This window comes from Paenibacillus sp. AGC31 (genome assembly GCF_057334655.1).
In genome coordinates this window covers 111,232-136,503 of record NZ_JBHFJH010000050.1, presented here as the reverse complement: position 1 = coordinate 136,503, position 25,272 = coordinate 111,232, and the positions used below count along the sequence as shown (strand labels likewise).

22 protein-coding genes are annotated in these 25,272 nt (G+C 45.8%); 5 read left to right on the top strand and 17 right to left on the bottom strand.

What is annotated here, in order from left to right; genetic code table 11:
• The 6 genes from ACE04G_RS30550 to adhE form a co-directional block, all read right to left on the bottom strand.
• Positions 1–831 (bottom strand): carbohydrate ABC transporter permease, encoded by an 831-nt coding sequence (locus ACE04G_RS30550; protein WP_449005390.1) that lies wholly within the window; start codon positions 829–831, stop codon positions 1–3.
• Positions 831–1,715, bottom strand: coding sequence for a carbohydrate ABC transporter permease (locus tag ACE04G_RS30545; RefSeq protein WP_449005389.1), 885 nt, complete (start codon positions 1,713–1,715; stop codon positions 831–833). The genes ACE04G_RS30550 and ACE04G_RS30545 overlap by 1 nt, the downstream gene beginning before the upstream one ends.
• A gap of 51 nt (positions 1,716–1,766) precedes the next feature.
• Positions 1,767–3,134, bottom strand: a complete 1,368-nt coding sequence (locus tag ACE04G_RS30540) for an extracellular solute-binding protein (protein WP_449005388.1) — start codon at positions 3,132–3,134, stop codon at positions 1,767–1,769.
• A 412-nt stretch (positions 3,135–3,546) separates the two neighbouring features.
• Positions 3,547–4,299 carry a pyruvate formate-lyase-activating protein gene (pflA, locus tag ACE04G_RS30535; protein ID WP_449005387.1) on the bottom strand — a complete coding sequence of 251 codons (753 nt, stop codon included), beginning with the start codon at positions 4,297–4,299 and terminating at the stop codon, positions 3,547–3,549.
• Between the two features lie 89 nt (positions 4,300–4,388).
• Positions 4,389–6,647 carry a formate C-acetyltransferase gene (pflB, locus tag ACE04G_RS30530; RefSeq protein ID WP_237174528.1) on the bottom strand — a complete coding sequence of 753 codons (2,259 nt, stop codon included), beginning with the start codon at positions 6,645–6,647 and terminating at the stop codon, positions 4,389–4,391.
• Between the two features lie 937 nt (positions 6,648–7,584).
• A complete protein-coding gene (gene adhE / locus ACE04G_RS30525; RefSeq protein ID WP_076333275.1) occupies positions 7,585–10,197 on the bottom strand; it encodes a bifunctional acetaldehyde-CoA/alcohol dehydrogenase in 2,613 nt (870 codons plus the stop codon).
• A 430-nt stretch (positions 10,198–10,627) separates the two neighbouring features.
• Between adhE and ACE04G_RS30520 the strand changes: the two genes are divergently transcribed.
• On the top strand, positions 10,628–11,344 hold the full coding sequence (locus tag ACE04G_RS30520; RefSeq protein WP_036614443.1) for a Crp/Fnr family transcriptional regulator: 717 nt from the start codon (positions 10,628–10,630) through the stop codon (positions 11,342–11,344).
• Between the two features lie 86 nt (positions 11,345–11,430).
• Here the strand turns inward: ACE04G_RS30520 and ACE04G_RS30515 are convergent, their stop codons facing one another.
• The 6 genes from ACE04G_RS30515 to ACE04G_RS30490 all read right to left on the bottom strand — a co-directional run bounded on the left by ACE04G_RS30515 (position 11,431) and on the right by ACE04G_RS30490 (position 17,120).
• A complete protein-coding gene (locus tag ACE04G_RS30515) occupies positions 11,431–12,144 on the bottom strand; it encodes a hypothetical protein (RefSeq protein WP_221822171.1) in 714 nt (237 codons plus the stop codon).
• Between the two features lie 197 nt (positions 12,145–12,341).
• Positions 12,342–13,073 carry a hypothetical protein gene (locus ACE04G_RS30510; protein WP_221822175.1) on the bottom strand — a complete coding sequence of 244 codons (732 nt, stop codon included), beginning with the start codon at positions 13,071–13,073 and terminating at the stop codon, positions 12,342–12,344.
• A gap of 191 nt (positions 13,074–13,264) precedes the next feature.
• Entirely contained in the window at positions 13,265–13,561 is a 297-nt protein-coding gene (locus ACE04G_RS30505) for a winged helix-turn-helix transcriptional regulator (RefSeq protein ID WP_221822238.1), read from the bottom strand.
• Between the two features lie 523 nt (positions 13,562–14,084).
• Positions 14,085–14,813, bottom strand: a complete 729-nt coding sequence (locus ACE04G_RS30500; RefSeq protein ID WP_017687549.1) for a ThuA domain-containing protein — start codon at positions 14,811–14,813, stop codon at positions 14,085–14,087.
• Positions 14,814–14,837: 24 nt separating this feature from the next.
• Positions 14,838–15,806, bottom strand: a complete 969-nt coding sequence (locus ACE04G_RS30495; protein WP_036674961.1) for a sugar phosphate isomerase/epimerase family protein — start codon at positions 15,804–15,806, stop codon at positions 14,838–14,840.
• A gap of 201 nt (positions 15,807–16,007) precedes the next feature.
• Positions 16,008–17,120, bottom strand: a complete 1,113-nt coding sequence (locus tag ACE04G_RS30490; RefSeq protein WP_091028759.1) for a Gfo/Idh/MocA family protein — start codon at positions 17,118–17,120, stop codon at positions 16,008–16,010.
• A gap of 190 nt (positions 17,121–17,310) precedes the next feature.
• On the opposite strand from ACE04G_RS30490, the gene ACE04G_RS30485 reads away from it, so the two are divergent.
• Positions 17,311–18,129: an AraC family transcriptional regulator gene (locus ACE04G_RS30485; protein WP_221822176.1), complete on the top strand. Its 819-nt coding sequence runs from the start codon at positions 17,311–17,313 to the stop codon at positions 18,127–18,129.
• Between the two features lie 25 nt (positions 18,130–18,154).
• Here ACE04G_RS30485 and ACE04G_RS30480 read toward each other — a convergent pair whose 3' ends face one another.
• On the bottom strand, positions 18,155–18,469 hold the full coding sequence (locus ACE04G_RS30480; RefSeq protein WP_036674958.1) for a hypothetical protein: 315 nt from the start codon (positions 18,467–18,469) through the stop codon (positions 18,155–18,157).
• Positions 18,470–18,501: 32 nt separating this feature from the next.
• Complete coding sequence (locus tag ACE04G_RS30475) at positions 18,502–19,440, bottom strand: Gfo/Idh/MocA family protein (protein ID WP_221822178.1); 939 nt, start codon at positions 19,438–19,440, stop codon at positions 18,502–18,504.
• Positions 19,441–19,639: 199 nt separating this feature from the next.
• On the opposite strand from ACE04G_RS30475, the gene ACE04G_RS30470 reads away from it, so the two are divergent.
• On the top strand, positions 19,640–20,251 hold the full coding sequence (locus ACE04G_RS30470; RefSeq protein ID WP_221822185.1) for a TVP38/TMEM64 family protein: 612 nt from the start codon (positions 19,640–19,642) through the stop codon (positions 20,249–20,251).
• Positions 20,252–20,431: 180 nt separating this feature from the next.
• Positions 20,432–21,394, top strand: a complete 963-nt coding sequence (gene msrA, locus ACE04G_RS30465; protein WP_036614455.1) for a peptide-methionine (S)-S-oxide reductase MsrA — start codon at positions 20,432–20,434, stop codon at positions 21,392–21,394.
• Between the two features lie 103 nt (positions 21,395–21,497).
• Here the strand turns inward: msrA and ACE04G_RS30460 are convergent, their stop codons facing one another.
• The 3 genes from ACE04G_RS30460 to ACE04G_RS30450 form a co-directional block, all read right to left on the bottom strand.
• A complete protein-coding gene (locus ACE04G_RS30460) occupies positions 21,498–22,733 on the bottom strand; it encodes an MFS transporter (protein WP_339304882.1) in 1,236 nt (411 codons plus the stop codon).
• A gap of 80 nt (positions 22,734–22,813) precedes the next feature.
• The gene (locus ACE04G_RS30455) at positions 22,814–23,422 is read right to left on the bottom strand and encodes a TetR/AcrR family transcriptional regulator (protein ID WP_339304884.1); all 609 of its coding nucleotides are present in this window, start codon (positions 23,420–23,422) and stop codon (positions 22,814–22,816) included.
• Between the two features lie 136 nt (positions 23,423–23,558).
• Entirely contained in the window at positions 23,559–24,359 is an 801-nt protein-coding gene (locus ACE04G_RS30450; protein ID WP_339304886.1) for a lipid II flippase Amj family protein, read from the bottom strand.
• A gap of 391 nt (positions 24,360–24,750) precedes the next feature.
• On the opposite strand from ACE04G_RS30450, the gene ACE04G_RS30445 reads away from it, so the two are divergent.
• Positions 24,751–25,221 carry a DUF2188 domain-containing protein gene (locus tag ACE04G_RS30445; RefSeq protein ID WP_339304888.1) on the top strand — a complete coding sequence of 157 codons (471 nt, stop codon included), beginning with the start codon at positions 24,751–24,753 and terminating at the stop codon, positions 25,219–25,221.
• Positions 25,222–25,272 lie beyond the last annotated feature (51 nt).

Sequence of the window (25,272 nt, the reverse complement as noted above, 5' to 3'; positions counted from 1 at the left end):
TTAACCTTTGACACCACCTGCAGTTACTCCTTCTATAATTTTCTCCTGGAGTATAGCGTAGATCACAAGTACAGGTACAACACTGTATACAATACCTGCCGACATCTGGGCATAGTTCATCTGATATTGATCCCGAAACTGGACCATGCCCACTGGCAGCGTACGCAATTTATCGGTGGATAAAAAATAGTTGGCGAGTAAAAATTCGTTCCAGTTGGCGAGGAAATTAACGATAAAAACGGTAACAATAGCCGGAACCGTAAGAGGTATCACTATTTTAGCAAAGATACCCGGGGCCCTCAAGCCGTCCATGACAGCCGCTTCCTCAATTTCTCCAGGCAGAGAACGCATAAAAGCCGCCAGGATAATAATTGTAAACGGGATCGCATTGGCCACATAGGGCACGATCAATGCCAGATGTGTATCCAATATGCCCATTTTGCGAACAAGCAGATAAATCGGCAGCATAAGTGCATTGTTAGGAATAAGCATACCCGCCAGAATTAAACTGTACAGAAACAGGCTCCATCTCCGGTGTCTCATCCGGGTTACGGCAAAAGCAAACATGGCGCCGAGGGCAATCGTACACGCCGATGATAAAACCGAAATGTACAGGCTGTTCCAGAAATACGTACCAATCTTGGCACTCACCCAAGCCTCCACGTAATTGTTAAACTCCCATGTAGTAGGCAGACCGAATGGATTCAGGGCGATTTCATTGTTATCCTGCTTGAAGGAAGAGAAAATTACAAATAAAAAGGGAAACAAAATCGCGATCAAATACAACATTAACAACACATGAGGTATACTGCTTTTTATGCTTTTCGCCATCAATATTCCACCCTCTCGCCCCGTCTCGCCACCAGCAGTTGATACACCGCAGTGAGCACAAGCGTCAGAGCAAAGATCAGCACTGCAATGGTATTGCCATAACCATATTTGAAGTTGGTAATTGCATATTTGATCATGTATGTTGCCAGAACCTCGGTGGACCCGGCGGGCCCACCTTTGGTCATGACAATCACGATGTCGGCTGCTTTCATGGCACCTGCAATGGACAACATGATCACCACCGAAATGATCGGCCGAATCAGCGGCAACGTAATTCGCATTGCACGTTGTACTGCCGTTGCCCCATCAATGGCAGCCGCTTCATCCAGATCACGGGGAATCGCCAGTATGGCCGCCAACACCATGACAATGTAAAATCCCGTCCACTGCCAGGCATTGGTCACCAAGATGGACAACATGGCAAATCGGTTATCCGATAACCAGTAGATTGGATCGATTCCCAGCACATGAAGCATTTTGTTTAATAGTCCGATATTGGGCTCATAGATGAATCCCCATAAGATACCGATAACGGCTGTCGACATAATGGATGGTAAAAAAACAGCTGTTTTATACAGACCTTTTAGCCTTTTCACATTGGCAATCAGAAGCGAGAACAGGACGATTAGGGGTACCTGAATCAGTACCGAAAATCCGATGAAAAAGCCGTTATTCCGTGTGGATATCCAGAACCGTTCATCGGTCAGTGCCTTCACATAGTTGGATAAACCTACAAAACGTGGGTCAGCCGATACCCCATTCCAACTCGTCAGACTGTAATACAGAGAGCTACCGATAGGGTATAGAAAGAACATCACAAACAGAATTAGGGCTGGCATTACAAACAACGTATAGATTAACGGGCTGCGGAGTGAAGTATTCATAGTCAGCCTCCTTCAGTCACTTCAACGATCGCAGTTTCGACTTGAATTGGTTTATTCCACGGAAGCGTTTGCTTCCTCTTGCACCTTTTGCAGCTCTTCTGCCATTTTCTCTGGCGTGGTCTGACCACCAATCAACTTCTGAATCTGCAGATTGCTGATCTCTGTCGTCACATCGGCCTGAACGAGTGCATCAAATGCCGGGAACGACGTCTTGGACGCATTAAGCACGGCCACAATTTCTTTCATCAGATCATCGGTAATGCTATCTGTCAGCACTTTCTCATCCAGCTTCATGGCCGGCAACACACCGTCTTCCACAAGGCCGCGGATCTGCATATCTTCATTGTAGAAATTTTTGATAAAAGCTTTCACTGCTTCCAGCTTCTGCGGATCGTCTGCCACGGATGCGGAGAAACCGTATCCATTGTTCACATCACGCATCAATGACGTCTGATCGCCTGCTCCGTTCTCTACCGGAGGCATATTGAAGAATCCAACCTTGCCAATGAGTGATTCGCCACTCTGACCTTCCTTGAATACAGATGATTTCCATGTTCCGTCATACATTAATATTGCTTCGCCGCTCGTAAATTGCGTGGTATATTCGGCATACTCGAAGCCCAGCTCACCTTTTTTGAAGTAACCCTTATCGACCCATTCCTTATGCTTGGCAAAACCTTGCACGACACCCGGGTCGGTCCATTTCGCTTCACCTGTTGCAAACTTTGCGGTAATATCCGGCCCGGCATATCGGGACCACAGGTGGTTGGTTAACATGAGCGGAACCCAGCCTGCCTTGGATGCGGAAGCAAGTGGCACTTTGCCATCGGCCTTGATCTCGGCCAGTATATTGTCCAGTTCAGCCATGGTGGTTGGGGCTTTCCATCCTTTTTGTTCGAAGTACTCTTTATTATAGAAAAAACCTTCGCCCGAACCGCCAATCGGCAGTCCATATACTTTGCCTTCATACTTAAACGGTTCAAGGGATGTAAACTGGTCCTGAATGCCCAGCTCTTGCAGGATTGGGGTCAGATCAAGCAGCATACCTTCCTTGGCATAAACTTTGGAATCCGGGCTACCGAACAGTTCAAATATATCCGGCGGGTTACCTGCCGCCATCTCTCCGCGAAGCTTTTCCTTACGATTCACATCGGATTCGACACCATCCAGCGTAAAGGTCAGATTGGGTATCTCACCTTCAACTTTGTCCACAACATCCTGCAGAATGGCCAGTCTTTTCTGTTTGTCGGCTCCCACCTGCGTGTGGCGGAGAAGCATTTCAACCGGTTCCTTACTTGTTTCCTCCACAGGTGTATTGCCTGCGCCTTGCTGTGGCTCGTTACTTGAGCTTGCACATCCCGCCAAAGTCCATGAAGTGATAAGCAATAATGAAAGAAGTAATGTCATTCTTTTTTTCATCTGGTTGACCCTCCTCAAGATATTGAGCATTTGGCTTTACACTCTGATTATAAAAAGCCGGAGCTTACATCGTAAGGATGACAATTCATCAATGGAGGGATAAAATCCTTCACTGGACCAATAATCTTGCATTTACAATGAATAACAGCAAAAAAACAGCCCCAGCGAAACATGTTCGCAAGGACTGCTTGGGTTGAAATATAAGTTGAACTTAAAAATAATTACACTTGCCACTCCGATGACAGAACAACCTTCCGATCGCTGTTATCCCCAGATTATTTTTAATTCACTTTTACAAAGGTGAAAATCTGGGGATAAAGGCGAACGCTCCGCTTCTTCAGCTTATTTCTGTCCTCTTCGTTCTCGTGTAAAAAATTAGTTCAAATTATATAGATCCTGTATATAACTGTAGTTACTTACCTGAACAAGCCACGTCAGCCGTTTCCTGGCGACCTTGTTCGATCAGGCGATACGCCCGCTCCACTTCTTCTTCACTTGGTGAAGGAACACCATCCAGTGGATATACTTTACCGAGCGCTTCCCATTTGTAGATCCCCATCTGATGGTATGGAAGAATTTCGAACTTTTCGACGCCATTCAATGTTCCGATAAACCGTCCGAGGTTAAGCAGATCCTCTTCCTCGTTATGAATACCAGGCACATACACGTGGCGTATCCACATTTTCCGACCTTGCTCCGATAACCACTTGGCTGTTTTCAACGTTCTCTCGTTGGATTTGCCTGTCAACTTGATATGTTTCTCATCATCAATATGCTTGAGGTCCAACAGAACCAGGTCCGTGTGATCCAACAGATCGTGAATCCGTTCCGGTTCGTTAAACCCGTTGCTGTCCAGTGTCGTATGCAATCCCCAGCGCCGCTTCACTTCCTTGAAGATTTCGGCTACAAAGTGAGCCTGTAACGTTGGTTCTCCACCAGATATCGTGAGTCCGCCTCCGGAGCTGCGGTAGTAAGACAGGTAAGGCTCAATTTCAGCCAGTACCTCCTCAAGCGTCATTTCTTTTCCGCCATCCAGCGCCCATGTATCAGGGTTGTGGCAATATTGACATTTGAGTAGACATCCTTGCATAAAAAGCACAAAGCGGATGCCTGGGCCGTCAACCGTCCCGAAAGTTTCGAGTGAATGAATATGTCCTTTAACCATGCTGCCTCTTCCTTTCTGTATCCGCATCCGCTGTGCGTTTAATATGATTTGGAATATCTTGCTCTAGCGGTTTTCTACTTGCAAATTAATTACATCGAGCCATGGAACGTACGGTTGATGACATCCAACTGTTGTTCACGAGTCAGTTTAATGAAGTTAACCGCATATCCGGATACCCGTATAGTCAATTGTGGATAGTTTTCCGGGTGATCCATCGCATCAATCAATTGCTGACGATCAAATACGTTAACGTTCAGGTGATGAGCGTTTTGACCAAAGTAACCGTCCATCATCGCAGTCAGATTGGATTTACGTGTAGTCTCCTCTTTACCCAATGCTTTTGGCACGATGGAGAAGGTGTTGGAAATACCATCAAGACTGTGTTCATAAGGCAATTTGGCTACAGAGCCAAGGGATGCCAGTGCACCTTTTTTGTCACGACCATGCATTGGGTTTGCGCCTGGAGCAAATGGTTCACCTGCTTTACGACCATCCGGTGTAGTCCCTGTTTTCTTACCGTATACCACGTTGGAAGTGATCGTCAGAACAGATTGTGTTGGAACTGCGTTACGGTAAGCTTTGTGTTTGCGAATCATACCCATGAAGTTCTCGACCAGTTCAACAGCAATGCTGTCAACGCTGTCTTCATTGTTACCGTAACAAGGGAAGTCTCCTTCGATTTCAAAATCAACTGCGATGCCTTGTTCATTACGAATTGGTTTTACTTTGGCATATTTGATTGCACTCAGTGAATCTGCTGTAACCGACAGACCAGCGATACCACAAGCCATCGTACGTACAATGTCACGGTCATGCAATGCCATTTCGATACGCTCATAGCTGTATTTATCATGCATGTAGTGAATGACGTTGAGGGTGTTCATGTACAGCTTCGCCAGCCACTCCATCATTGGTTTGAAGCGTTTCATAACCTCATTGTAATCCAGTACTTCGCTAGTGATGGCAGGATACTCTGGTCCAACTTGTGCTCCAGATTTCTCGTCACGACCACCGTTGATCGCATACAGGAGAGCTTTAGCCAGGTTGGCACGAGCGCCGAAGAATTGCATTTGTTTTCCGATCTTCATAGCCGACACACAGCATGCAATACCGTAATCGTCACCGTAGATCGGACGCATCAGATCATCATTTTCATACTGGATTGAACTGGTTTCAATGGATACTTTGCTGCAATAATCTTTGAAAGCTTCTGGAAGTTTCGTGGACCATAGTACAGTCAGGTTTGGTTCTGGTGCAGGACCCAAGTTGTGCAGTGTATGCAGGAAACGGAAGCTGTTTTTGGTTACACGTGTTTCACCATTCACAGACATGCCACCGATGGACTCAGTCACCCATGTTGGATCTCCACTGAACAGTTCGTTGTAATCCGGTGTACGCAGGAATTTGACAATCCGCAGTTTCATTACAAAATGGTCAACCAATTCCTGAGCTTGTTCTTCGGACAGAATGCCTTCTTGCAGGTCACGTTCAATGTAGATATCCAGGAAAGAAGATACACGTCCCAGTGACATCGCAGCACCGTTTTGTTCTTTGATTGCAGCGAGATAACCGAAGTACAACCATTGGAATGCTTCTTTTGCTGTTGTCGCTGGCAAGGAAATATCGAACCCGTGCATATCGCCCAATTGTTTCAATTCTTGCAATGCACGAATCTGCTCAGACAATTCTTCCCGCAGACGAATCACATCTTCATCGATAACATCAACTTCGAGTGCATTCAGTTCACCTTTTTTGTTACGAATCAAGAAGTCTACCCCGTACAAAGCTACACGACGATAGTCACCGATAATCCGGCCACGGCCGTAAGCATCTGGCAGACCTGTAATAATCCCTGCTTTACGTGCTGCACGCATATCGGAAGTATAAGCATCGAATACACCTTGGTTGTGTGTTTTGCGAATGTTTGTAAATATATCAATGACGCCTTGAGGCAATTCGAAGCCATACGCTTCACATGCATCAATCATCATCCGGATTCCGCCTGTTGGTTGAATGGAACGTTTGAACGGAGCATCGGTCTGAACGCCGACAATCTGCTCTTTGGATTGATCCAGATAACCGGGTTGGTGAGAAACAATAGTCGCTGGTGTGTTTACATCAACGTCAAGGACACCGCCGTTATCCCGTTCTTTTTTGGTCAGATCAGATACGATATCCCACAATTCTTTGGTATTCTGGGTTGCACCTGCGAGAAATGCTTCGTCACCGTAATACGGAGACAAGTTGTGTGCCAGAAAATCATTCACATCTACGGATTTGGTCCATGTTCCTTTGGTAAAGTTTCTCCAGCCTGTTTGTTGTTTGACATCTTTTTCAATCACCGACATCGTAATCCCTCCACTAATTTGGATTTCTGGACACATAACATCTTGCTTCATTCGTAGCATTGTGTGCCCAGAGCCGCGATTAATGTGAATTGTTTCACATAAACCGGAACATGTTCTCTCTACTTGGGAACCGGAACCGCGGGATGAATGTTTTTCTTACATTTTCAGTATACGACTTGGGGCTTTCATCATCTGTGATTTTTGTCACAAAGTCAGTGAACTAACTCACTCCACCTGCGCTGTGTCCCATTGAAATTGAAACTTTACACAGGATCACTGCGTGGCAGAACAACCTTCCAATCGCTGTTATCCCCAGATTTTTTTGATTCCCTTTTGAAAAGGGAAAATCCGGGGATAAAGGCGAACGCTTCGCTTTTTCAGGTTATTTCTGCCCCTCCGTTGTCGTGTAAAGGGTTCGTTCAAACGGCCCCATCACGGGTTCCGTGTAACCTCTTTGAGAACCCCTTTGCTCCTCTACGCTCGGAGCAAACCAAATCTTAAAATACTCCTGAAAAACAGATGCTTTGCTCTGCTGTTTTTCTGCCCACTCCGTTATTGTGTGAACATCTGGCTCAAACAGCCACCTCACGGATTCCGTGTACCTCTATAGAACCTTTTACTCCTCTATGCTCGGAGCAAATTAAATCTTAGAATAAAACCTGAAAAACAGATGCTCGCTCTTCTGTTTTTCTGCCCTCTCGTTATTGTGTGAACATCTGGCTCAAACAGCCACGTCACGGATTCCGTGTAACCTCTCTAGAACCCTTTGCTCCTCTATGCTCGGAGCAAACCAAATCTTAGAATAACCCCTGAAAAACAGATGCTTTGCTCTTCTGTTTTTCTGCCCTCTCGTTATTGTGTGAAAGACGGCAATCGGGGCTCCCCATTTGGGGAACCCTGATCTTCTTGCCGTAAGGCACGCGTCGTTCTAAGTTTATTATTCAAACTTTCCGTAGAAAGCGTTGCGGTATACATCAGCCAGTTCAGTTACCAGCGGTAACTTCGGATTGGCGGTTGTACATTGGTCTTCGAAGGCACGGTCTGCCAGATAATCTACATGTGCTTCAAAGTCTTTGGCATCAAAGCCGATTTCCTGGAACGATTCTTCAATGCCTAATGTTTTGTTCAGGTTACGAATGGCGTTGATGAGACTGGTTACGCCTTCTTCTGTCGTACGAGCAGGCAATCCCAAGATGCGGGCGATTTCGGCATACCGCTCATCCGCTACAAAGTGCGAATATTTCGGGAATGATGCAAATTTGGTCGGTTTTTTCGCGTTGTAACGAATGACGTGTGGCATCAGAATCGCATTGGTGCGTCCGTGTGCGGTGTGATACTGACCGCCCCATTTGTGCGCCAAGCTGTGGTTAATGCCCAGGAATGCGTTGGCAAACGCCATACCTGCAATCGTGGAAGCATTATGCATTTTCTCACGTGCCAGTTTATCTCCTTGCAGTGCCGATTGCTCCAGGTATTGGAACACCAGTTGAATGGCTTTGATCGCAAGTCCGTCCGTGTAATCATTTGCCATAACAGATACATAAGCTTCAATCGCATGCGTCAGTACGTCCATACCTGTATCGGCAACAGCTGTTTTAGGCAGGGAGTATACAAACTCCGGATCAACAATCGCTACGTCTGGTGTCAGCTCATAGTCGGCCAATGGATATTTGGTGTTACCTTGATTTTTGTCTGTGATAACAGCGAACGAGGTCACTTCAGAACCTGTACCGGATGTGGTTGGAATCGCTACAAATTTCGCTTTTACGCCGAGACGTGGATATTTGTAGATCCGTTTGCGGATATCCATGAATTTTTGTTTCAGGTCGTTGAAGTCCGTGTCTGGGTATTCATAGAACAACCACATGGCTTTGGCAGCATCCATCGGTGATCCACCGCCGAGTGCGATAATGCAGTCTGGTTGGAAGCGGCGCATCATTTCGGTTCCGCGGTCTACCGTTGTTGTGGATGGATCTGGCTCAACATCGGAGAATACTTCGATCGCTACTGGCATTTGGCGTTGACGCAGATAGTGTTCTACCTTTTCAACATATCCAAGCTTCACCATCATGGCATCCGTAATAATCGCTACACGTGTGATGTCAGGCATTTTGGCAAGATACTGCGTTGCCCCTTTTTCGAAATAGACTTTGTTCGGCACTTTGAACCATTGCATATTCACGGTACGGCGAGCCACCCTTTTCACATTGATTAAGTTCACAGCGGTTACGTTGGAAGAAGTCGAGTTACGTCCGTATGATCCGCATCCCAGTGTCAATGACGGCATGTTTGTGTTGTAGATATCCCCGATGGCACCGTGTGTGGATGGTGAGTTCACAATAATCCGTCCAGTTTGCAGACGATCTGCGAATTTGCCAATCACTTCTTCATTTGTGGAGTGGATAACCGAGGAGTGACCCATGCCGCCAAAAGCAACCACTTCTGCTGCACGTTCAATTCCCTCTGCTGCCGTTTTAACTTTGTAACAAGCCAGTACCGGGCTTAATTTCTCAGCCGACAATGGGAATTTTGTACCTACCCCTTCAATCTCGGCCACGAGAATTTTGGTGCCTGCTGGAACTTCAATACCGCACAATTTCGCAATGCTTACCGCAGATTGACCAACAATCGCCGGGTTCACCGCACATTTCTCGGCATTAATCGCACCCGCTGTCAATTTTGCTGCTTCATCTTTGTTAACAAAGTAACAGCCGTTCGCAATCATTTTTTTCTTCACTTGATCAAAGATCGGTTCTTCAATGATGACCGCTTGTTCAGAAGCACAGATCATGCCGTTATCGAAAGACTTCGACAGGATCAAATCCGTTACTGCCTGATTGATATCCGCGCTTTTCTCGATGAAGCAAGGTACGTTACCCGGTCCTACGCCCAGTGCAGGTTTACCACAGCTGTACGCTGCACGTACCATGCCTGATCCGCCTGTTGCCAGAATGAGAGCCACATCATTGTGATTCATCAGTTCGTTTGTACGATCCATGGAAGGATCATCAATCCATTGAATACAATCTGCTGGTGCACCATGTTTCACAGCCGCTTCCAGCAGGATTTTGGCAGCTTCCCGGCTACAATTCTGTGCAGATGGGTGGAAACCAAAGATGATCGGGTTACGCGTCTTGATGGAGATCAGTGCTTTAAACATCGTCGTTGATGTTGGATTGGTAACGGGTGTAATCCCCATAATAATGCCGACCGGCTCCGCAATTTTCTGGAAGCTCTCATATTCGTTATCTTCAATCACACCTACGGTTTTGTCATACTTGATGCTGTGGTACACATATTCTGTTGCAAATATATTTTTGGTGATCTTATCCTCATATACTCCGCGGCCTGTTTCTTCTACGGCCATCTTAGCGAGCATCATGTGTTTATCCAGACCCGCAAGCGCCATCGCTTGCACAATCCGGTCAATCTGCTTCTGGTCCATCTTCATGAATGCAGCGTGTGCTTTATTCGCTTTGTCGATTAACGTTTGAATATACTGACCTGCTGTCGGTTCTTTTGCTGGGGCGACTTCGTTCTTTACAGCCATCTCCCTCATCCTCCTAAAGGTTCGTATTAGTTTGTCTCTCTCGTTTACATTCACATCGTAACATGACAATAAACTTAATTATGTGATTTTTTTCACAAAGTATAACAAATTTAATTTAAGTTTTGTAGTGTCCTTCATACGACCATTTTCACTTCCTATTTAAAATATAGGGCTGTAAAATTCATCCTCCCCATTAAAAGTGAATTTTATCACAATGTTTGAAATTTCGTCATTTTTGCCCCCTTTCCTTCCCCCTCAAACGGTAAGATTAGGTATATACTGAACTTAAAAATTGAACCACCGCAATTTGTACCGTCCTTCTTCCCGGCCGAGATGACCCTGATCAGGACGGCAACGGTTTGCGGCGAACCTCGGAGGCTACTGCTTATTACAGAAGGTCGTCCGATGGACACAAAGGGGAGATAGACTTATGAGAGAACTAACAACTGTACTAGAAAAGCGCGGTAATACCAACTGTTTCTCGGAAGCAAATTTCAACCATCTGTTGGTTACCATGAAAGATAGAACCTATCCGGAAGGTACACATCTGTACTGGGAAGGCGATATCTCTGACAAACTTTATTATATGAAACGGGGTCGTGCCCAGATCACCAAATCCACGGATGAAGGCAAGGAACTGATCATGTACATGTATCAATCCGGTGATATGATTGGGCAGGCTGATCCCTTCTTTGGCTCTAAACACAGCTTCTCTGCGGAAGTATTAGAGGATAGTGAGATCGGTGTACTGGAGCATAAAGACCTGGAGATGTTAATATGCCAGCATTGTGACTTTGCGATCGACTTTATGAAATGGATGGGCATCCACCACCGGTTGACACAGACCAAATTCCGGGATCTCATGTTATACGGCAAACCGGGTGCACTCTGCTCCACCCTCATTCGGTTGTCGAATTCGTATGGTGAGCCTCATGGAGAGCATGTCATTATTCACAAAAAAATTACCCACACGGATCTGTCCAATATGATTGGAGCCACTCGTGAAAGTGTAAACCGCATGTTAAGCGACCTGCGTAAGAAAGATGGGATTGAATATGACAATGGCATGATTGTCATCAAAGATCTGAAGATGCTGCAAGGGATCTGTCACTGTGAGCTTTGCCCGAACGAGATCTGTCGTATTTAATATTTGACTATGCAATCGGAAATTGCTTATATATTTCAATGAAAAAAGCCCATCTCTCTAAAAAGAGATTGGGCTTCTTGGTATACTTAGGATGCATTGGTCAATTCAAGCTTTACCGCATCACGTGGATTCAATTTCATGTCGAGGCCATTTTCCATTAATTCTTTGTCATTCACCATAATGACCCACCGCTCATTCATACGAGGTGTGACATTCTCGACCGAAACGACAAATTTGTTATTCTCCGACATTCTTACAATGCCGCTGGACTTCAACACATCGCGAACTGTGCACTCCTGAACATAGACGCCAGCATATTGACGATTAAGAGTTGGCATAATGTTTCCACCGCTAACCTTGAGTAACGTTGTCTGATATGCAACGCCATCCCCCCCACTGTCAGCGGCTTTCACGTAAATGATCACTTCATCTTTGGCATGAAGCTCCATGTCCCAATCTTCCTGCTCAATATCCTTGCCATTTAATTTGACAGCCCAGCTAAGCGAAGAATCCAGAGAAACTTCACCGACGGATTGAATCCGTTTGCCATCTGCCGTAAAATCAACCAGTCCGCTATTGAGTAATGCTTTTTTGATTGTCAAACCCTCACTAAAATCTCGCTTAATGGACTTTGTTGCATCAGGCAAAAACGTACTGCCATCTACAGCCACTGTAATTGTATTCGCTGTTTCTGTCTCTTTGACAATTGGCTGCTCAGAAGGCTGTGTCTCACTACAACCAGCCAAGATCGCCAGTAGGAGCAAACATACACCTATGTAACCGGGGATTTTCTTCATCATGTAGGTAACACCACCCTGCGTAAAATCATTCACCCTGTTGTCCATAACCTCTATTATGGCACAACCTTCGGCAAAAAAAAGTGTCAAAGCCGTTACTTTTATAGGGTTCCGCCTCCAAATAAGGCTTGTACAAGAAAGAGAGCCTGCACACAGGCTCTCCAATCTAAATTATTTTCACGTTATCATTGGTTGCGTTATCATTGGACACAAGCCTGCATGTATGTCCGTCCTCCATCGCCATCTTTCAGATATGGATTAAGTCCGAAGAACTGCTCCTCAGACACATATACCCCTGTCAGCAATCGCCCTTCAAGTAATCCACCATCCACCTGTACGCAGCATGAAGGTGCATCTACATACTCCTGATACAACGGAATCTGCCCATATTGTTGATGTACCTTGAATACCTTGCCTTGCTCATGCAAAGGTCGTTCCGAGAAATAGGTAGGCACAATATAACGGGCAATGACATCCAATTCCTGCACGCTATAAAAGGGTTCATCACCAAGCCATGGTGCAAACATTCGAATCTTCTCATATTGAGACCAGACAACCGCCTGAATCAGCATTTCTGCCTGAACCAGCCGACCTTCTCCCACATCCAGAACCCATTGCTTACCATGGATAGTTTCTTCCATCTGAGACATCGTTGAATCAGGTTGCCCCAGCTCACATCCGATACACTTCCAGCCCCTGGACGTTTGAATCCATTTTTGCAGCACCGCCGGAGCTAATCTCGGACCATCGCTGTTCACAGAATGCGTATTCAATTGGGCAAGATCATCCTTAACCGATCGGGAATATGCTGTGCGCTTGAATAACTCTGCAGCTTTTTTGTAAATTAGATGGACCTGAATGGATGCGCTCTCAAGTTCTGCAATATCTTTCTTGCCGTAGCGTACTTCACGGGATAAGCTTTCTTCTCTCATGACGAGTGGGCCTCCTTCGCTCCGGCCGTCTGTGGCCATTTTCTATAGATTATACTACAACTCATGACAACATGTGCATAGCCCAAGAGAAAAACGCCGCTCCACCTAATCCTTAAGACAAAAACCCCTGATTTCCACGGAAATCAGGAGTCTATGTCATTCATGCAACGAATGCGGGTGATGCTTATACGTTAGTCAACCCACTGCTCAGCCCAGTCTTGAATTTGATTCATGACAGGCTGGAGCGCTCTACCTTTATCCGTCAGTTCATATTCAATACGAACCGGCGTCTCGGGATAGACGTGACGAACCAGAATACCTTCACCCTCCAGATCTTTCATCCGTTCGGATAACATCTTATCACTCATGGATGGGATCAGATTGGAGATATCCTTGAATCGCTTCGAACCACTCATCAACGTTTGAATAATTAAACCATTCCAGCGCTTGCCCAAAAAAGAAAACGCCGTCTCAAAACGCGGACACATCCGCAAGTCTTGACCTTCCACATTAATCACCTCTTTAGAGATCACTCAACTTACATTTTGTTAGTATATTTCATAATAACATATTTAAGCTTCAAAGAAAACGCCTGCAACTAAAAAGTTTAAATTTTAGAAGCATAATATCCAAAATGGATCATATATCCCAGTATACATTACACGCTGCGTCGTAACCATGGGAAATATCGTATAACTTCCCCATAGTACTATCTTACCCAAAAAGAACCCAACTGCCACAGTCATCATTGACTCGGAGAAGGGTTCCTGGGTATATGCTTGCGTTTACGTTATCTATATCAGTTCAACTAAAGAATATCTACACTAGCACTTCAATGTCAGAACAACTTTCCGATCACTGTTATCCCCAGATTTTTTTGATTTCTTTCTAAAGGAAAAAAATCCGGGGATAAAGGCGCACGCTCCGCTTCTTCAAGTTATTTCTGCCCTCTCCGTTGATGTGTAAATGTTAGTTGAACTGATATATCTCTTTCACGAAGCAAATTATGAATTAAACCAGCACGCCACCAAATGGTCTTACAGGTTCACTCTTGCCAAATTCCGGCTTAAAACTGCGGGCAGGATATGCCCATTTCACTGCGTTACTGATTACTCTTAATATTTCCGGTTTGTAATAGGTCGGATACGTCTCATGACCTGGTCGGAAATAAAAGATTTTACCTTCACCACGCCGGAACGTACATCCGCTCCGGAATACTTCCCCACCCTGGAAGTTGCTTACAAACACCAGTTCATCCGGCACTGGAATATCGAAGAATTCACCGTACATCTCTTCTTTTTCCAATACAATCTTGCCTTCGATGCCATCCGCAATCGGATGAGATGGGTTAACACACCATACAATTTCCTGCTCGTCAGCTACACGCCATTTCAGATCGCAGCTTGTTCCCATCAGCGCTTTGAATGGTTTGGAGAAATGACCTGAATGGAGCACAATCATCCCCATGCCGTTCAGCACTCGTTGCGCAACCTTCTGTGAGATCTCATCACTTACGCGATCATGTGCCATATGTCCCCACCATATAAGCACATCTGTGGAATTCAGCACTTCATCACTTAATCCGTGTTCAGGCTGATCCAGTGTAGCTGTACGAATAGCAAAGCCTTCGCCGCCAAGTCCGTCAGCCAGTGCTCGATGCAGACCATCCGGGTAGACTTCCCTTACTTCATCGTGAATTTTCTCATGGACAAATTCATTCCAAATGGTGACGTTGATCATATTCAATTTCCCCCTAGTGTAACTCTAAACCCACCACATATCGCCCAGCGGTTCTTCGATTAATACTTGCTGGAGATTTTGCACGGCTTTAGAGAATCCTTCTTCAACCGACATCAGACCGTCTTCGTGCTCAATACTTACTACATAATCATATCCGACCAGACGCAAGGCACTCATAATGTCTGCCCATGTCTTGTTATCATGTCCATAACCAACCGAGCGGAACTGCCAAGCCCGATCCAGCATATTGGTATAGTCCTGCATATCCGTTACACCGTGTTTGTTCACGTTTACCGGATCAATCGTTGTATCTTTGGCATGGAAGTGATGGATGGCTCCTTCACGTCCCAAGATGTGAATTGCCTGAACCGGATCAATACCTTGCCACCACATGTGACTTGGGTCCAGATTGGCTCCGATCACTTCACCTGCTGCTTCACGCAGTCTAAGCAACGTTGCTGGAGTATGAACGGAGAATCCACCGTGCAGCTCCAATCCAACTTTTACGTTACGATCTGCTGCAAATTTACCCCACTCTGTCCAGTAAGGGATAACTTTGTTCTCCCACTGCCACTTCAGGATTTCCTGGAAATCATTCGGCCATGGTGCAACAGGCCAGTTGGGATATTTGGCATCCTCATGGTCTCCCGGACAACCGGAGAATGTATTCACTACAGGTACTTCCAGCTTCTCAGCCAGTTCTACCGTTTTAACAAAATCATCGTGAAATCCTTTGGCAATATCCTTTTGCGGATGTAGCGGGTTACCGTGACAGCTGAGTGCACTGATGGTCAAACCGCGTGATTCCACTGCATTTTTGAAGTTTTTCAATGCTGTAGGATTGCTTAACAACTCATCTGGCTTACAATGTGCATTGCCTGGATGTCCGCCTGTTCCGATCTCTACTGCTTTTAATCCCTTGGATGCTACATAATCAAGAGCATCCTCCAATTTACGTCCTCCGAATAGTACCAAAAATACGCCGAGTTTCAAGTGCGATTCCTCCCTGGATTAGATATCGTATGATTGCTGAATTCATGAATATTGAACTGTATACAATTACCGTTCAGATCACATGCCTGTTTGATTAGTGTGGAAAATCGAGAGTGTTTCTATCCTGAAATTGAACGTAAGAATACTGGTTATTCTGCATCACCCGTAAGAGCATCAAGCTTGGAACACTTTTTACTCAGACTAGTGGGATTCCACGGTTTCAATCTCAGTTTGAACTGTGCGAGTTACTGCAAAAGAATCATAGCTGCTCTCCAGATGTACATGCTTGCCTTCAAGTGAAGAACGCTGGAATGAATGCATGGCTTCCAGTACGTGATAAGCTAGCTTGCCACTGGCTTTGTGTTCCCGTCCGGCACGAATGGATTCAACCATTTCCGTTACGCCGATGCCTCGTTCGTTTTGTCCACTTTCGAAGACTGGTTTGACCGTCTCCCAAGTGTCTTGACCGTATCTGCGAACCTTCACTTCCCCGTTAAAATAATTGGGATCCGGTACACTAAGCGTACCTTCTGTACCATAGATTTCAATACGTGGCAGATCCGAAGCTCCGCGAATATCGAAACTGGTAATCATGGTTGCAATGGCACCTTCTGCAAAATCAATGGTTCCTGCCAAGTGGGTAGGCGTCTCTACTTGCAGTGCTGTACCTTCCTTCGGCCCAGAGCCAATCTTGCGATCTGCAATCTGTATGCCTGCCGAGGCGCTGATTCTGCGTATCGGTCCAAGCAACGTAATCAGAGCGGTCAGGTAGTAAGGTCCCATATCAAACATCGGTCCGCCACCTGCGACATAAAAGAACTCCGGATTAGGATGCCAAGCTTCTGGTCCTCCACCCATGAAGAATGAAGTCGCTGCAACCGGCTTGCCAATCAGCCCATCCTCAATGGCTTTACGAGCTGTCTGTATGCCTGAACCAAGGAAGGTGTCCGGTGCAGAACCAACATACAATCCCTTTTCCTCAGCCAACTCAACAACCTTGCGACCATCCTCAAGAGAAATGGCCAGCGGCTTCTCGGCATACACATGTTTGCCTGCTTCGAGTGCAGCCAGATCGGTCATCGCGTGACTGCCAGGAACCGTAAGGTTCAACACAAGTTCAATTTCGTTATTTTGCAGCAACTCATCTACATTGTAAACGTTTGCGATATTAAATTCATCTGCCCGTTCCTGAGCGCGTTCACGAATCAAATCCGCAACAGCCACGACTTCAATGACCGGGTTGTTTTTGAGATTTTCCAAGTAGATGGCGCTGATGTTACCACACCCGATGATGCCTGCTTTCATTTTCTCCACTGTGACGTTCATCTCCTTACGCATGGTTAAAATCTGCGTTTGAATGGTTGAGATACATATGTTTTGTTGGATGTTTCCTGTTCCTTGAATCTAATACTATGGTATTCCGTTTCAGCTTCAATTAAAATGAATAATATGATTGAAACATGAACTATCTGGTCATAATTTTCAAATTGCAAGGAGTATGCCCATGCCGACAGATCAATCCTGCCAAGTTCTTACAGCAGGCTTTTCATTTCATCGTAAACCCTACGCTATGGTGCAGCCTGAAGGGGTGAAGAACTACCTGTTAAGACTGCAAACAGACGGACGTTGCCGTGCACGCATAGACGGGGACATGTCCCTGATAGATGCGGGCGATCTGCTTCTTTTTGATCCTGACGAGCCCTATGAGCTGAGAATTGACAATGAAACCAATCCGATGGGAGAACGACTGGTGGAGAGTGGCGACTATCACATCTTCTTTAATGGTTCCTGGGTGGATGAGTGGTGGAAGCGTCACAAACGGCCGACCCGAATCAAAGTCGAACTGACGGAAAGCCTCTTGGTCCTGTTTCGACAACTCGTGCTGGAACAGCGCCGCATCTCCAATCCTTATCCGGAAATTTCAAGTTATTATATGCGAATTTTATGTCTCGAAGTGGATCGTCTGCTCGCGGAGCATCCAACGATAACCAACACCAATTATGTGGCCTATGAGATCAAGAATTACATTGAAGAAAACGCTTCCTCTTTATTCAAGCTGGATGATGTGGCAACACATATTGGCATCAGTGTCTCACGGGGTGTTCATCTCTTCAAAGAAGCGTTTGGCAAAAGCATCATGCAATACACGCTTGACGTACGGTTGAACATGGCCAGGGAACGAATTATTTTCAGTCCAATGACCCTGGAGCAAGTGTCTGAGTCTTCCGGCTTTAACAACTATACCTATTTTCATCGGGTATTCCGTTCCCGGTTCGGCATGTCCCCGAAGGAATTCCGCGTCATTCACCGGGAACAGATGTAATCATATTAGTATACGTAAGTTGAACTTATTTGCGCGCGGCTATGGCCTCGGATACAACCATCGCCAGATCTTCATTGCCAAACATGGACAACACGCCAAGTACCGTATCATCCGGGATCTCACCGGCTTCCTCCTTGGATACAATCAGCTTCTGCACCTGCTGCAAACGCTCGTTGCTTTGCTGATCCGGGTAGGCTTGCCGGTACATCTCTTCCGGGTCCAAACCATTATTGACACACCACTGGGCAAATACGAGGATCATCATCTCTTCTTCCTGTTTATAGGTTTCTACAACAGCTTCCTCGATCTGTTTATTACGTTCCTTTTCATATTCATCCATGACTTGTATTCCTCCGTATGTGTATTCTGCAATTATTTGCGAATCAATTGTTCCGCCAGTTCATGACTGTCCATGACGTGACTTGCACTGATCAGGCAATCATCAGGCGCGTCCAGACAAGCCAGGAAATTATCAACTGCTCCGCTAAAACCTCTGCGTGTTAACACGGTGTCCCAGCTCCCGAACGTTTCTTTGGTTTCCAGACTCCCCTGTTCCATGCAGCGGATCGTGTCCATGTTCACCACTTCAACAGAGCGTCCACCACCATGCAATTCGATCTTCTCCAGGTCTGCCCCAGCCTCACGCACCATATCGAATCGACCGTAAGCTGTTCTGCCCAGCTTGGCCGTTCCTGTTGCATGTAGCAGTCTGTCCAGATCATTCTTCCGAATCCATTGATGAAGCAACTCCACATTATGATCCGAGTACCACAACATCAGATCCAGCATATGGATGAGATCATCATAGATGGTTTCTGCCGCAGGACGATCCTGAATGCCTGTACGATGTTTGGTCACTGTCAAGGATTCAAAACCTTTTCCACCCTGCATCCATTCTTTCCCTTTTTGGTACATCGGTGCGAATCTGCGGTTGAAGCCCACTGCCAGTAGCAGCCCTTGTGCCTCGGCAAAAGCAGTCATCTCTTCCGACTCCCGAATCGTATAGGACAACGGCTTGTCTACGTACACGGCTAATCCCTGTTCCAGACATTGCATGACAATGTCAAAGTGCGCTTCCGTTGCTGTATGTACAAACACCGCATCCAAGTCCCAGGACAACAGTTCTTTCAGATCCGTTGTTCCCCGTTCTAATCGATACGCCTCCTGAACGGCTTTGACCGGCTCCGGAGATCGGTTCATAATGCCTACAATCTCCACGTTCGGATGAGCTGTTAACAGCGGCAAATATACTTTACGTGCAATATCGCCCAGGCCGATAATTGCAACTCGTTTACGTTGGGTTGTTTCCATGATGATCATTCCACCTTCAGTTCGGTTCTATATTTCCACGTCCTATAGTGTAACCCTTCGGACAGCAACTTGCCAGTGATTGCAGCAGACTTCGCACGAATTGTTCAGACAATGGGCGAACGTGGTAAACTGAGGAGGAACAGCAGTACAGATCGGGACACGACCAGACCTGCCTGATCTGAAAGGAGCGTTTGGGATTTTGCGAAAATGGTTATGGCTTCTGTTATATGTTTTACTTGCAGGAGTCACGTTTATTTACAGATATGAACTACTGGCCTGGACCGATCTTCATCAGTCCATTCCTCTGTTACTCGCCATGGCAACATTGTTTGCTCTTGTGCCTGTAATTCCTTATAAGTTTGTTATTATCGCCTTTGGTTACAGTTACGGTACCACCACGGCAGCCTGGATATGCTGGCTTGGCACCACACTTGCAGCCATGCTCGTGTATGGCGGAGCAAGAACCATCTTCAGACATCAGGCGAGATCGTACCTCGAACGCATTCGGGGTCTAAACCGTTTTACCACATGGATGGAAGCACATCCGTTCATGGGTGTCATGTCGATGCGACTGTTGCCGATCGTGCCTCAGATGGCCGTTAATATCTACGCAGGTATAACGTACACACCATTCTGGGTCTTCATGCTTGCCACGGCCATTGGGAAAATGCCAGCGATTTTTGTATTTGCCTATGCAGGTGCACAAGCTGAAACCTCCATCTGGCTGAGCCTGGCCATCCTTGCCGCATATCTGGTGTTCATGGCCATTGTTCTGCTCTTATTTCGCTTTCGATCACGCAACAAAGTCTGAATTTAGAATTCGCAAACCGTTCAGATTCAGCTTGTTTTCATTCCGGCTTGGTTGGCTTGCCAATTCAGGATATAATAGAAGAGCAAGCCTAATGCTTGTGTAACAAGTTTAATAAAACGGTAGATTGCTGGAGCTCGAACACGAGCGCTAAATCTTCATCAGAAATGGAGTGACTATAGCATGGAACAACATTCAAGTGAGTTAGCAACTTTTGCAGGCGGATGCTTCTGGTGTATGGTATCCCCCTTTGAAGAACTGCCCGGTATTCATAAGATCGTATCGGGTTATACAGGAGGACATACCGAGAATCCAACATATGAAGAGGTCTGCTCGGAGACAACAGGACATGTAGAGGCTGTACAAATTACGTTTGACCCTGCCATCTTCCCTTATAAGAAACTGGTTGAACTGTTCTGGCAGCAGATTGATCCTACGGATACAGGCGGGCAATTCCATGACCGTGGATCTTCCTATCAGACGGCCATCTTCTATCACAGTGAAGAACAGCGCCAGATTGCGGAAGCTTCCAAAGCGGAGCTGGGACAAAGCGGACGTTTTGACAAACCAATCTTCACTCCGATTTTGCCAGCCAAACCGTTCTATGAAGCGGAAGAACATCACCAAAATTATCACCGGAAGAACCCTGCCCATTACAAACGCTACAGCAAAGGTTCTGGACGTGTAGATTTCATCGAACGCAACTGGACCGGTAACGTGGATAAAGACGGGCTGAAAGAGCGTTTGACGCCGCTTCAATATGAAGTTACGCAGAACAGCGCAACCGAGCCTGCATTCCATAACGAATTCTGGGATCACCACGGTGATGGTATCTATGTGGACATCGTATCTGGCGAGCCATTGTTCAGTTCTACCGACAAATACGACTCCGGCTGTGGCTGGCCGAGCTTCACACGTCCATTGCGTGACCACAACGTGAAAGAAAAAACCGATCTCAGCCACTTCATGATTCGTACCGAAGTGAGAAGTCGTGAGGGCGATTCCCATCTAGGTCACCTGTTCAACGATGGTCCTGCCGAAGCAGGTGGAATGCGTTATTGCATCAACTCTGCGGCACTTCGTTTTGTACCCAAAGAAGACTTGCAAAAAGAAGGATACGGTGAGTACGCCGTCCTTTTCCAATAAAGTTATAATACTAATACAAAAAGCAGTGGGATGATCCCGCTGCTTTTTTGTTGTACATTCTTGTTTTTCATAGACGAACTATTGTTGCACGAGAATGCACTGGTTAGGTTTGGCTCGAAGAGATTTCCGAAGTCAAATGGCTGGCAGGAGCCGTCTGATCATTACGAAATTGAATACGCATCGCTGGAACAATACCCATGATCATCACGGTAACCGAAATTGCGTAGACAATAAAAATGGATGTGCTGTTCATCAGTACACCTGCCATGGAAGATCCAAGAAGCATGCTTCCTATGAATAAAGGTGTGATGGTGCCATTCACTCTTCCGATCAAGTGCTCATCTATCCGGGTGACCAGGTACGTGGAGATGATGACGTTGATAAATGCCAAACTGATTGAGCTCAAGAAGCTGATCAAAAGGGTCAGCCAGAACCAACTGGATAACACTTCCCCCATCGTGGCTACAGCCAGACACAGCACACCTACGATTAGAGTTAAAGTCTGATTCAACTTGCCACTTACAGCAGCCGCAATCCCTCCTCCAATCAATAAACCTAATCCGGACGCTCCAGAGAGGAACTGTAACGACGTTGCTTCAAGTCCCAGACGTTGGGTGATCAGAAATATTCCAAGTGGGCTGATGAGACCCGCAGAAAGCCCTATACAGATGAATACCAGACTAAGCATTTTTAACGAGCGAGATCGAGCAACATATTGCCAGCCCTCTTTGATATCCGCTAATAATGAGGTATTTGTTTCCCGCTGGGTGGCGTCTTTAGGCAGAAATGTGAGTAGAAGCGCAGAGGTAAGGAATAGAATGAGTAATGCGTACATGGATGCCTGAATTCCCATTGCAGTGTATATAAACGTTCCGACGATTGGTCCGAGAATTAAAAACAACGATTGACCACTCTGTGTAATCGCAATTGCAGATTGCAAATGTTCTCCCTTTACATTTCGCCTCACAATCTTTAGAGAGGATGGTTGAGAAAACTGGCTAACGACAGAGGATACAAACGTGGCTACGTATAGAATCTGCCAATACCCGGAAGATAAGACGGCAATAATCATGACAATGGACAACGCACTCAGAATATCCCCCAGTATCATCGTACGTTTGGGATTCCAGCGATCAGCAAGTGCACCGCCAATGATGGAGAAAACAAAAATCGGGGCATATTCAAGTACGGTAATCAGCGAGACGGCTATTGGACTTCCCTGAGTTTGATCCATCACATAATAGAGGATCGCCATATTCCGGATCCATATCGCCAGATTTTGCAACAAATCAGACCCTGTAACGATTAAAAAAGCTTTGTTCCTGAACAATGTGTTCATTCTCCATCTCCCCTTTTAAACCGACTGTCCGGTTTATTAATATTCAAAAGAAAAACTGACGTTACATCAGCTTTTCATGGTTAACGTTGATGAATGCCTGCCAGCAGACTGGCCATGCCTTTGTGGTAAATACGACGAATATCCGTCAGGTCCTTCTCGTAATAAAGTGTAGTCAATCCGCTAAACAGACCGTAGATAATGTGCATTACATCCTGTGGGTCATCCTGTTTTAACTCCCCATCTTCCATCCCTTTAGTAATAATGGACTCGTATGTCGCATACGGAATTCGGATCAGGGAAAGCATCTCATCAAGCATCTCTTGACTGACGACCTGACCCGAGACAAACTCGTTAATGGCGTGATTCAGCGGGTTAGCCAAATCATCCACGTAATGGTCAGCAAGTCCGTAAAGTTTGTCTATGGCGGTCTTATACCCTGATTCTTTGTCCAGCCAAGCATTCATCCAATCTTCATTGTTAAGCTTGATTAGATACATGAATAACTCTTCTTTGCTTTTGAAATGATAATAGATGCTGCCTTTACTCCGATTGTTAATCGTACATATGTCTTCCATGGAAGTTGCACTATATCCCTTTTGGGCAAACAGTTCCTTGGTATTACGTGCAATGTCTTTCTTTATCTGGGTAACATCTTTTCTTCGTTTGACTTCGATTGGAAAAACCTCCATAAAATAAACCGACTATTCGGTCTAATAGTATCACAGCACAAATAACCCGTCAATTCAATTTGCACAGGCACCCTCTCATTTGCTACTTCAAAAGATGTACAAGAGAGTGCCTGGCGACAATTCAGGAGAGAAGTCGTCACATCATACTTACGATCCAACCGATCCAATACGCAAATGGAATTAATAGCAACTGTGCCAACAGAGTACCAAACAAACGAGATACAAGCATGCAGCCATAAATCTGATTCATGCGATCCAAACGGATCTCGCCACGTAATGATTTGTCACTGAGCAGGGAAATCCGCGGATCAATCAGGATGGTTAGCAAAATAGTCGCTATTCCGTTAATTAGCCCGGTTGATTGAGATGCAGCTACAGCCTGCCCTGGGTAAAGATAAGCTGCGTACAAGCTGGACAGGACACCCGTGGTGTAGATTGCGGTTACCGCTACATTAAGCAGCATTAACCGTCTTGGCATCCCATGTTGTACCAATCGTTTGGCCATCTTCCAGGATGGCGGGGTGATGTAATACGTTACATTTCTAATCTTGCTTCGCTTCAGCATACCGCGAACCATCGCAGGGATAGAGCCGGCTGCTTCAAAATGTACTACCATTCTCGATGAGAGCTTCACCATGGTTGGAAAACACAATATGGCTAATGCCGTTCCTATTGTTGCCGCACCCATTAACCAGTGCAGCTGCGCTGCAAAGTGTGGATTGGCTCCACGTGTTGCGGTATCCACCAGATTACCTACCATCGGACCTTGGGCCATATTCGAGGTTCGAGAAACCAGCAGCAAGATACCTGCCAAAGAAATGGCCAGTGCAATTCTGCGGGTGCGTAAACCACCAAGGCGTAGCGCGTATGATAAGCTGTCTGCGGCATGAATCAGCATGGTGAACAGCATAGGGATTGCCAGGCTAAGACTAAACATATGTATGTACTCCTTTATATTCCTGTTATTGAACTTATTTCTTTCATGGACAGCATTATACTCCTCTGGCTTGCAAAAGTATAGGAACGAGATCCTTTTATATAAGTTGAAATAAATAATGTTTACACTGGACACTCCGATGACAGAACAACCTTCCGATCGCTGTTATCCCCAGATTTTTTTGATTCCTTTTATAAAGGGATAAATCCGGGGATAAAGGCGAACACTTCGTTTCTTCAGGTTTTTTCTGTCCTCTCCGTTTCGTGTAAATGTTTATTTCAATTTATATAGATCATCGGTAAATGCACTTACGGCCTCGGCTGTTCATCGTTTATCCCTCCCCTCAGAGGGTAATATACAACTAATCCATAATTCTACAGGAGGGGTTCATATGCCTTGGAACAAACATGACTATCCGGTATCCATGAAGAACCTGGAACCACGTGTCAGACACAAAGCAATTGAGATTGCCAATGCTCTGCTCGACGACGGGTATGAGGAAGGACGCTCGATTGCCATAGCGACAGCAAAGGCAGAAGAATGGGATGAAAATCATCCCGCACCGGAAAGTTCGAAATCGGACTCCACATCTTCTTCCGATAATTCCAACCCTAAAAAGTCGTCTTCCACGGATCGTCGTCATTCCGAGCCCGTTTCTTCGTCCAAAAGTCATGACAACATCCATGTCGTGCCTACCGACTCCGGTTGGGCGATCAAAGAAGAAGGAAAGTCTACCTATCTGTCCACATATGATACTAAGGCAGAAGCTGTAGATAAGGCCAAAGAACTGAGTGGCAAACAAAATATTCGAGCGATTATCCATAATCAGGATGGTCAGATTGCTTCTTCGATCAAACCCTGAATGAATCGGAAAACAATAAAATCCCTTTTGCTGCTGAAGAGCAGTCAAAAG

What these genes read in the sequence shown, in the direction of transcription:
- ACE04G_RS30545 (WP_449005389.1), bottom strand. Translation starts at nt 1,715, where the DNA reads ATGAATACTTCACTCCGCAGCCCGTTAATCTATACGTTGTTTGTAATG.
- ACE04G_RS30520 (WP_036614443.1), top strand. Translation starts at nt 10,628, where the DNA reads ATGAGAGAACTAACAACTGTACTAGAAAAGCGCGGTAATACCAACTGT.
- ACE04G_RS30550 (WP_449005390.1), bottom strand. Translation starts at nt 831, where the DNA reads ATGGCGAAAAGCATAAAAAGCAGTATACCTCATGTGTTGTTAATGTTG.
- ACE04G_RS30445 (WP_339304888.1), top strand. Translation starts at nt 24,751, where the DNA reads ATGCCTTGGAACAAACATGACTATCCGGTATCCATGAAGAACCTGGAA.
- ACE04G_RS30450 (WP_339304886.1), bottom strand. Translation starts at nt 24,359, where the DNA reads ATGTTTAGTCTTAGCCTGGCAATCCCTATGCTGTTCACCATGCTGATT.
- ACE04G_RS30455 (WP_339304884.1), bottom strand. Translation starts at nt 23,422, where the DNA reads ATGGAGGTTTTTCCAATCGAAGTCAAACGAAGAAAAGATGTTACCCAG.
- ACE04G_RS30485 (WP_221822176.1), top strand. Translation starts at nt 17,311, where the DNA reads ATGCCGACAGATCAATCCTGCCAAGTTCTTACAGCAGGCTTTTCATTT.
- ACE04G_RS30515 (WP_221822171.1), bottom strand. Translation starts at nt 12,144, where the DNA reads ATGATGAAGAAAATCCCCGGTTACATAGGTGTATGTTTGCTCCTACTG.
- pflA (WP_449005387.1), bottom strand. Translation starts at nt 4,299, where the DNA reads ATGGTTAAAGGACATATTCATTCACTCGAAACTTTCGGGACGGTTGAC.
- pflB (WP_237174528.1), bottom strand. Translation starts at nt 6,647, where the DNA reads ATGTCGGTGATTGAAAAAGATGTCAAACAACAAACAGGCTGGAGAAAC.
- ACE04G_RS30500 (WP_017687549.1), bottom strand. Translation starts at nt 14,813, where the DNA reads ATGATCAACGTCACCATTTGGAATGAATTTGTCCATGAGAAAATTCAC.
- ACE04G_RS30540 (WP_449005388.1), bottom strand. Translation starts at nt 3,134, where the DNA reads ATGAAAAAAAGAATGACATTACTTCTTTCATTATTGCTTATCACTTCA.
- adhE (WP_076333275.1), bottom strand. Translation starts at nt 10,197, where the DNA reads ATGGCTGTAAAGAACGAAGTCGCCCCAGCAAAAGAACCGACAGCAGGT.
- ACE04G_RS30475 (WP_221822178.1), bottom strand. Translation starts at nt 19,440, where the DNA reads ATGGAAACAACCCAACGTAAACGAGTTGCAATTATCGGCCTGGGCGAT.
- msrA (WP_036614455.1), top strand. Translation starts at nt 20,432, where the DNA reads ATGGAACAACATTCAAGTGAGTTAGCAACTTTTGCAGGCGGATGCTTC.
- ACE04G_RS30460 (WP_339304882.1), bottom strand. Translation starts at nt 22,733, where the DNA reads ATGAACACATTGTTCAGGAACAAAGCTTTTTTAATCGTTACAGGGTCT.
- ACE04G_RS30505 (WP_221822238.1), bottom strand. Translation starts at nt 13,561, where the DNA reads ATGTGTCCGCGTTTTGAGACGGCGTTTTCTTTTTTGGGCAAGCGCTGG.
- ACE04G_RS30510 (WP_221822175.1), bottom strand. Translation starts at nt 13,073, where the DNA reads ATGAGAGAAGAAAGCTTATCCCGTGAAGTACGCTACGGCAAGAAAGAT.
- ACE04G_RS30480 (WP_036674958.1), bottom strand. Translation starts at nt 18,469, where the DNA reads ATGGATGAATATGAAAAGGAACGTAATAAACAGATCGAGGAAGCTGTT.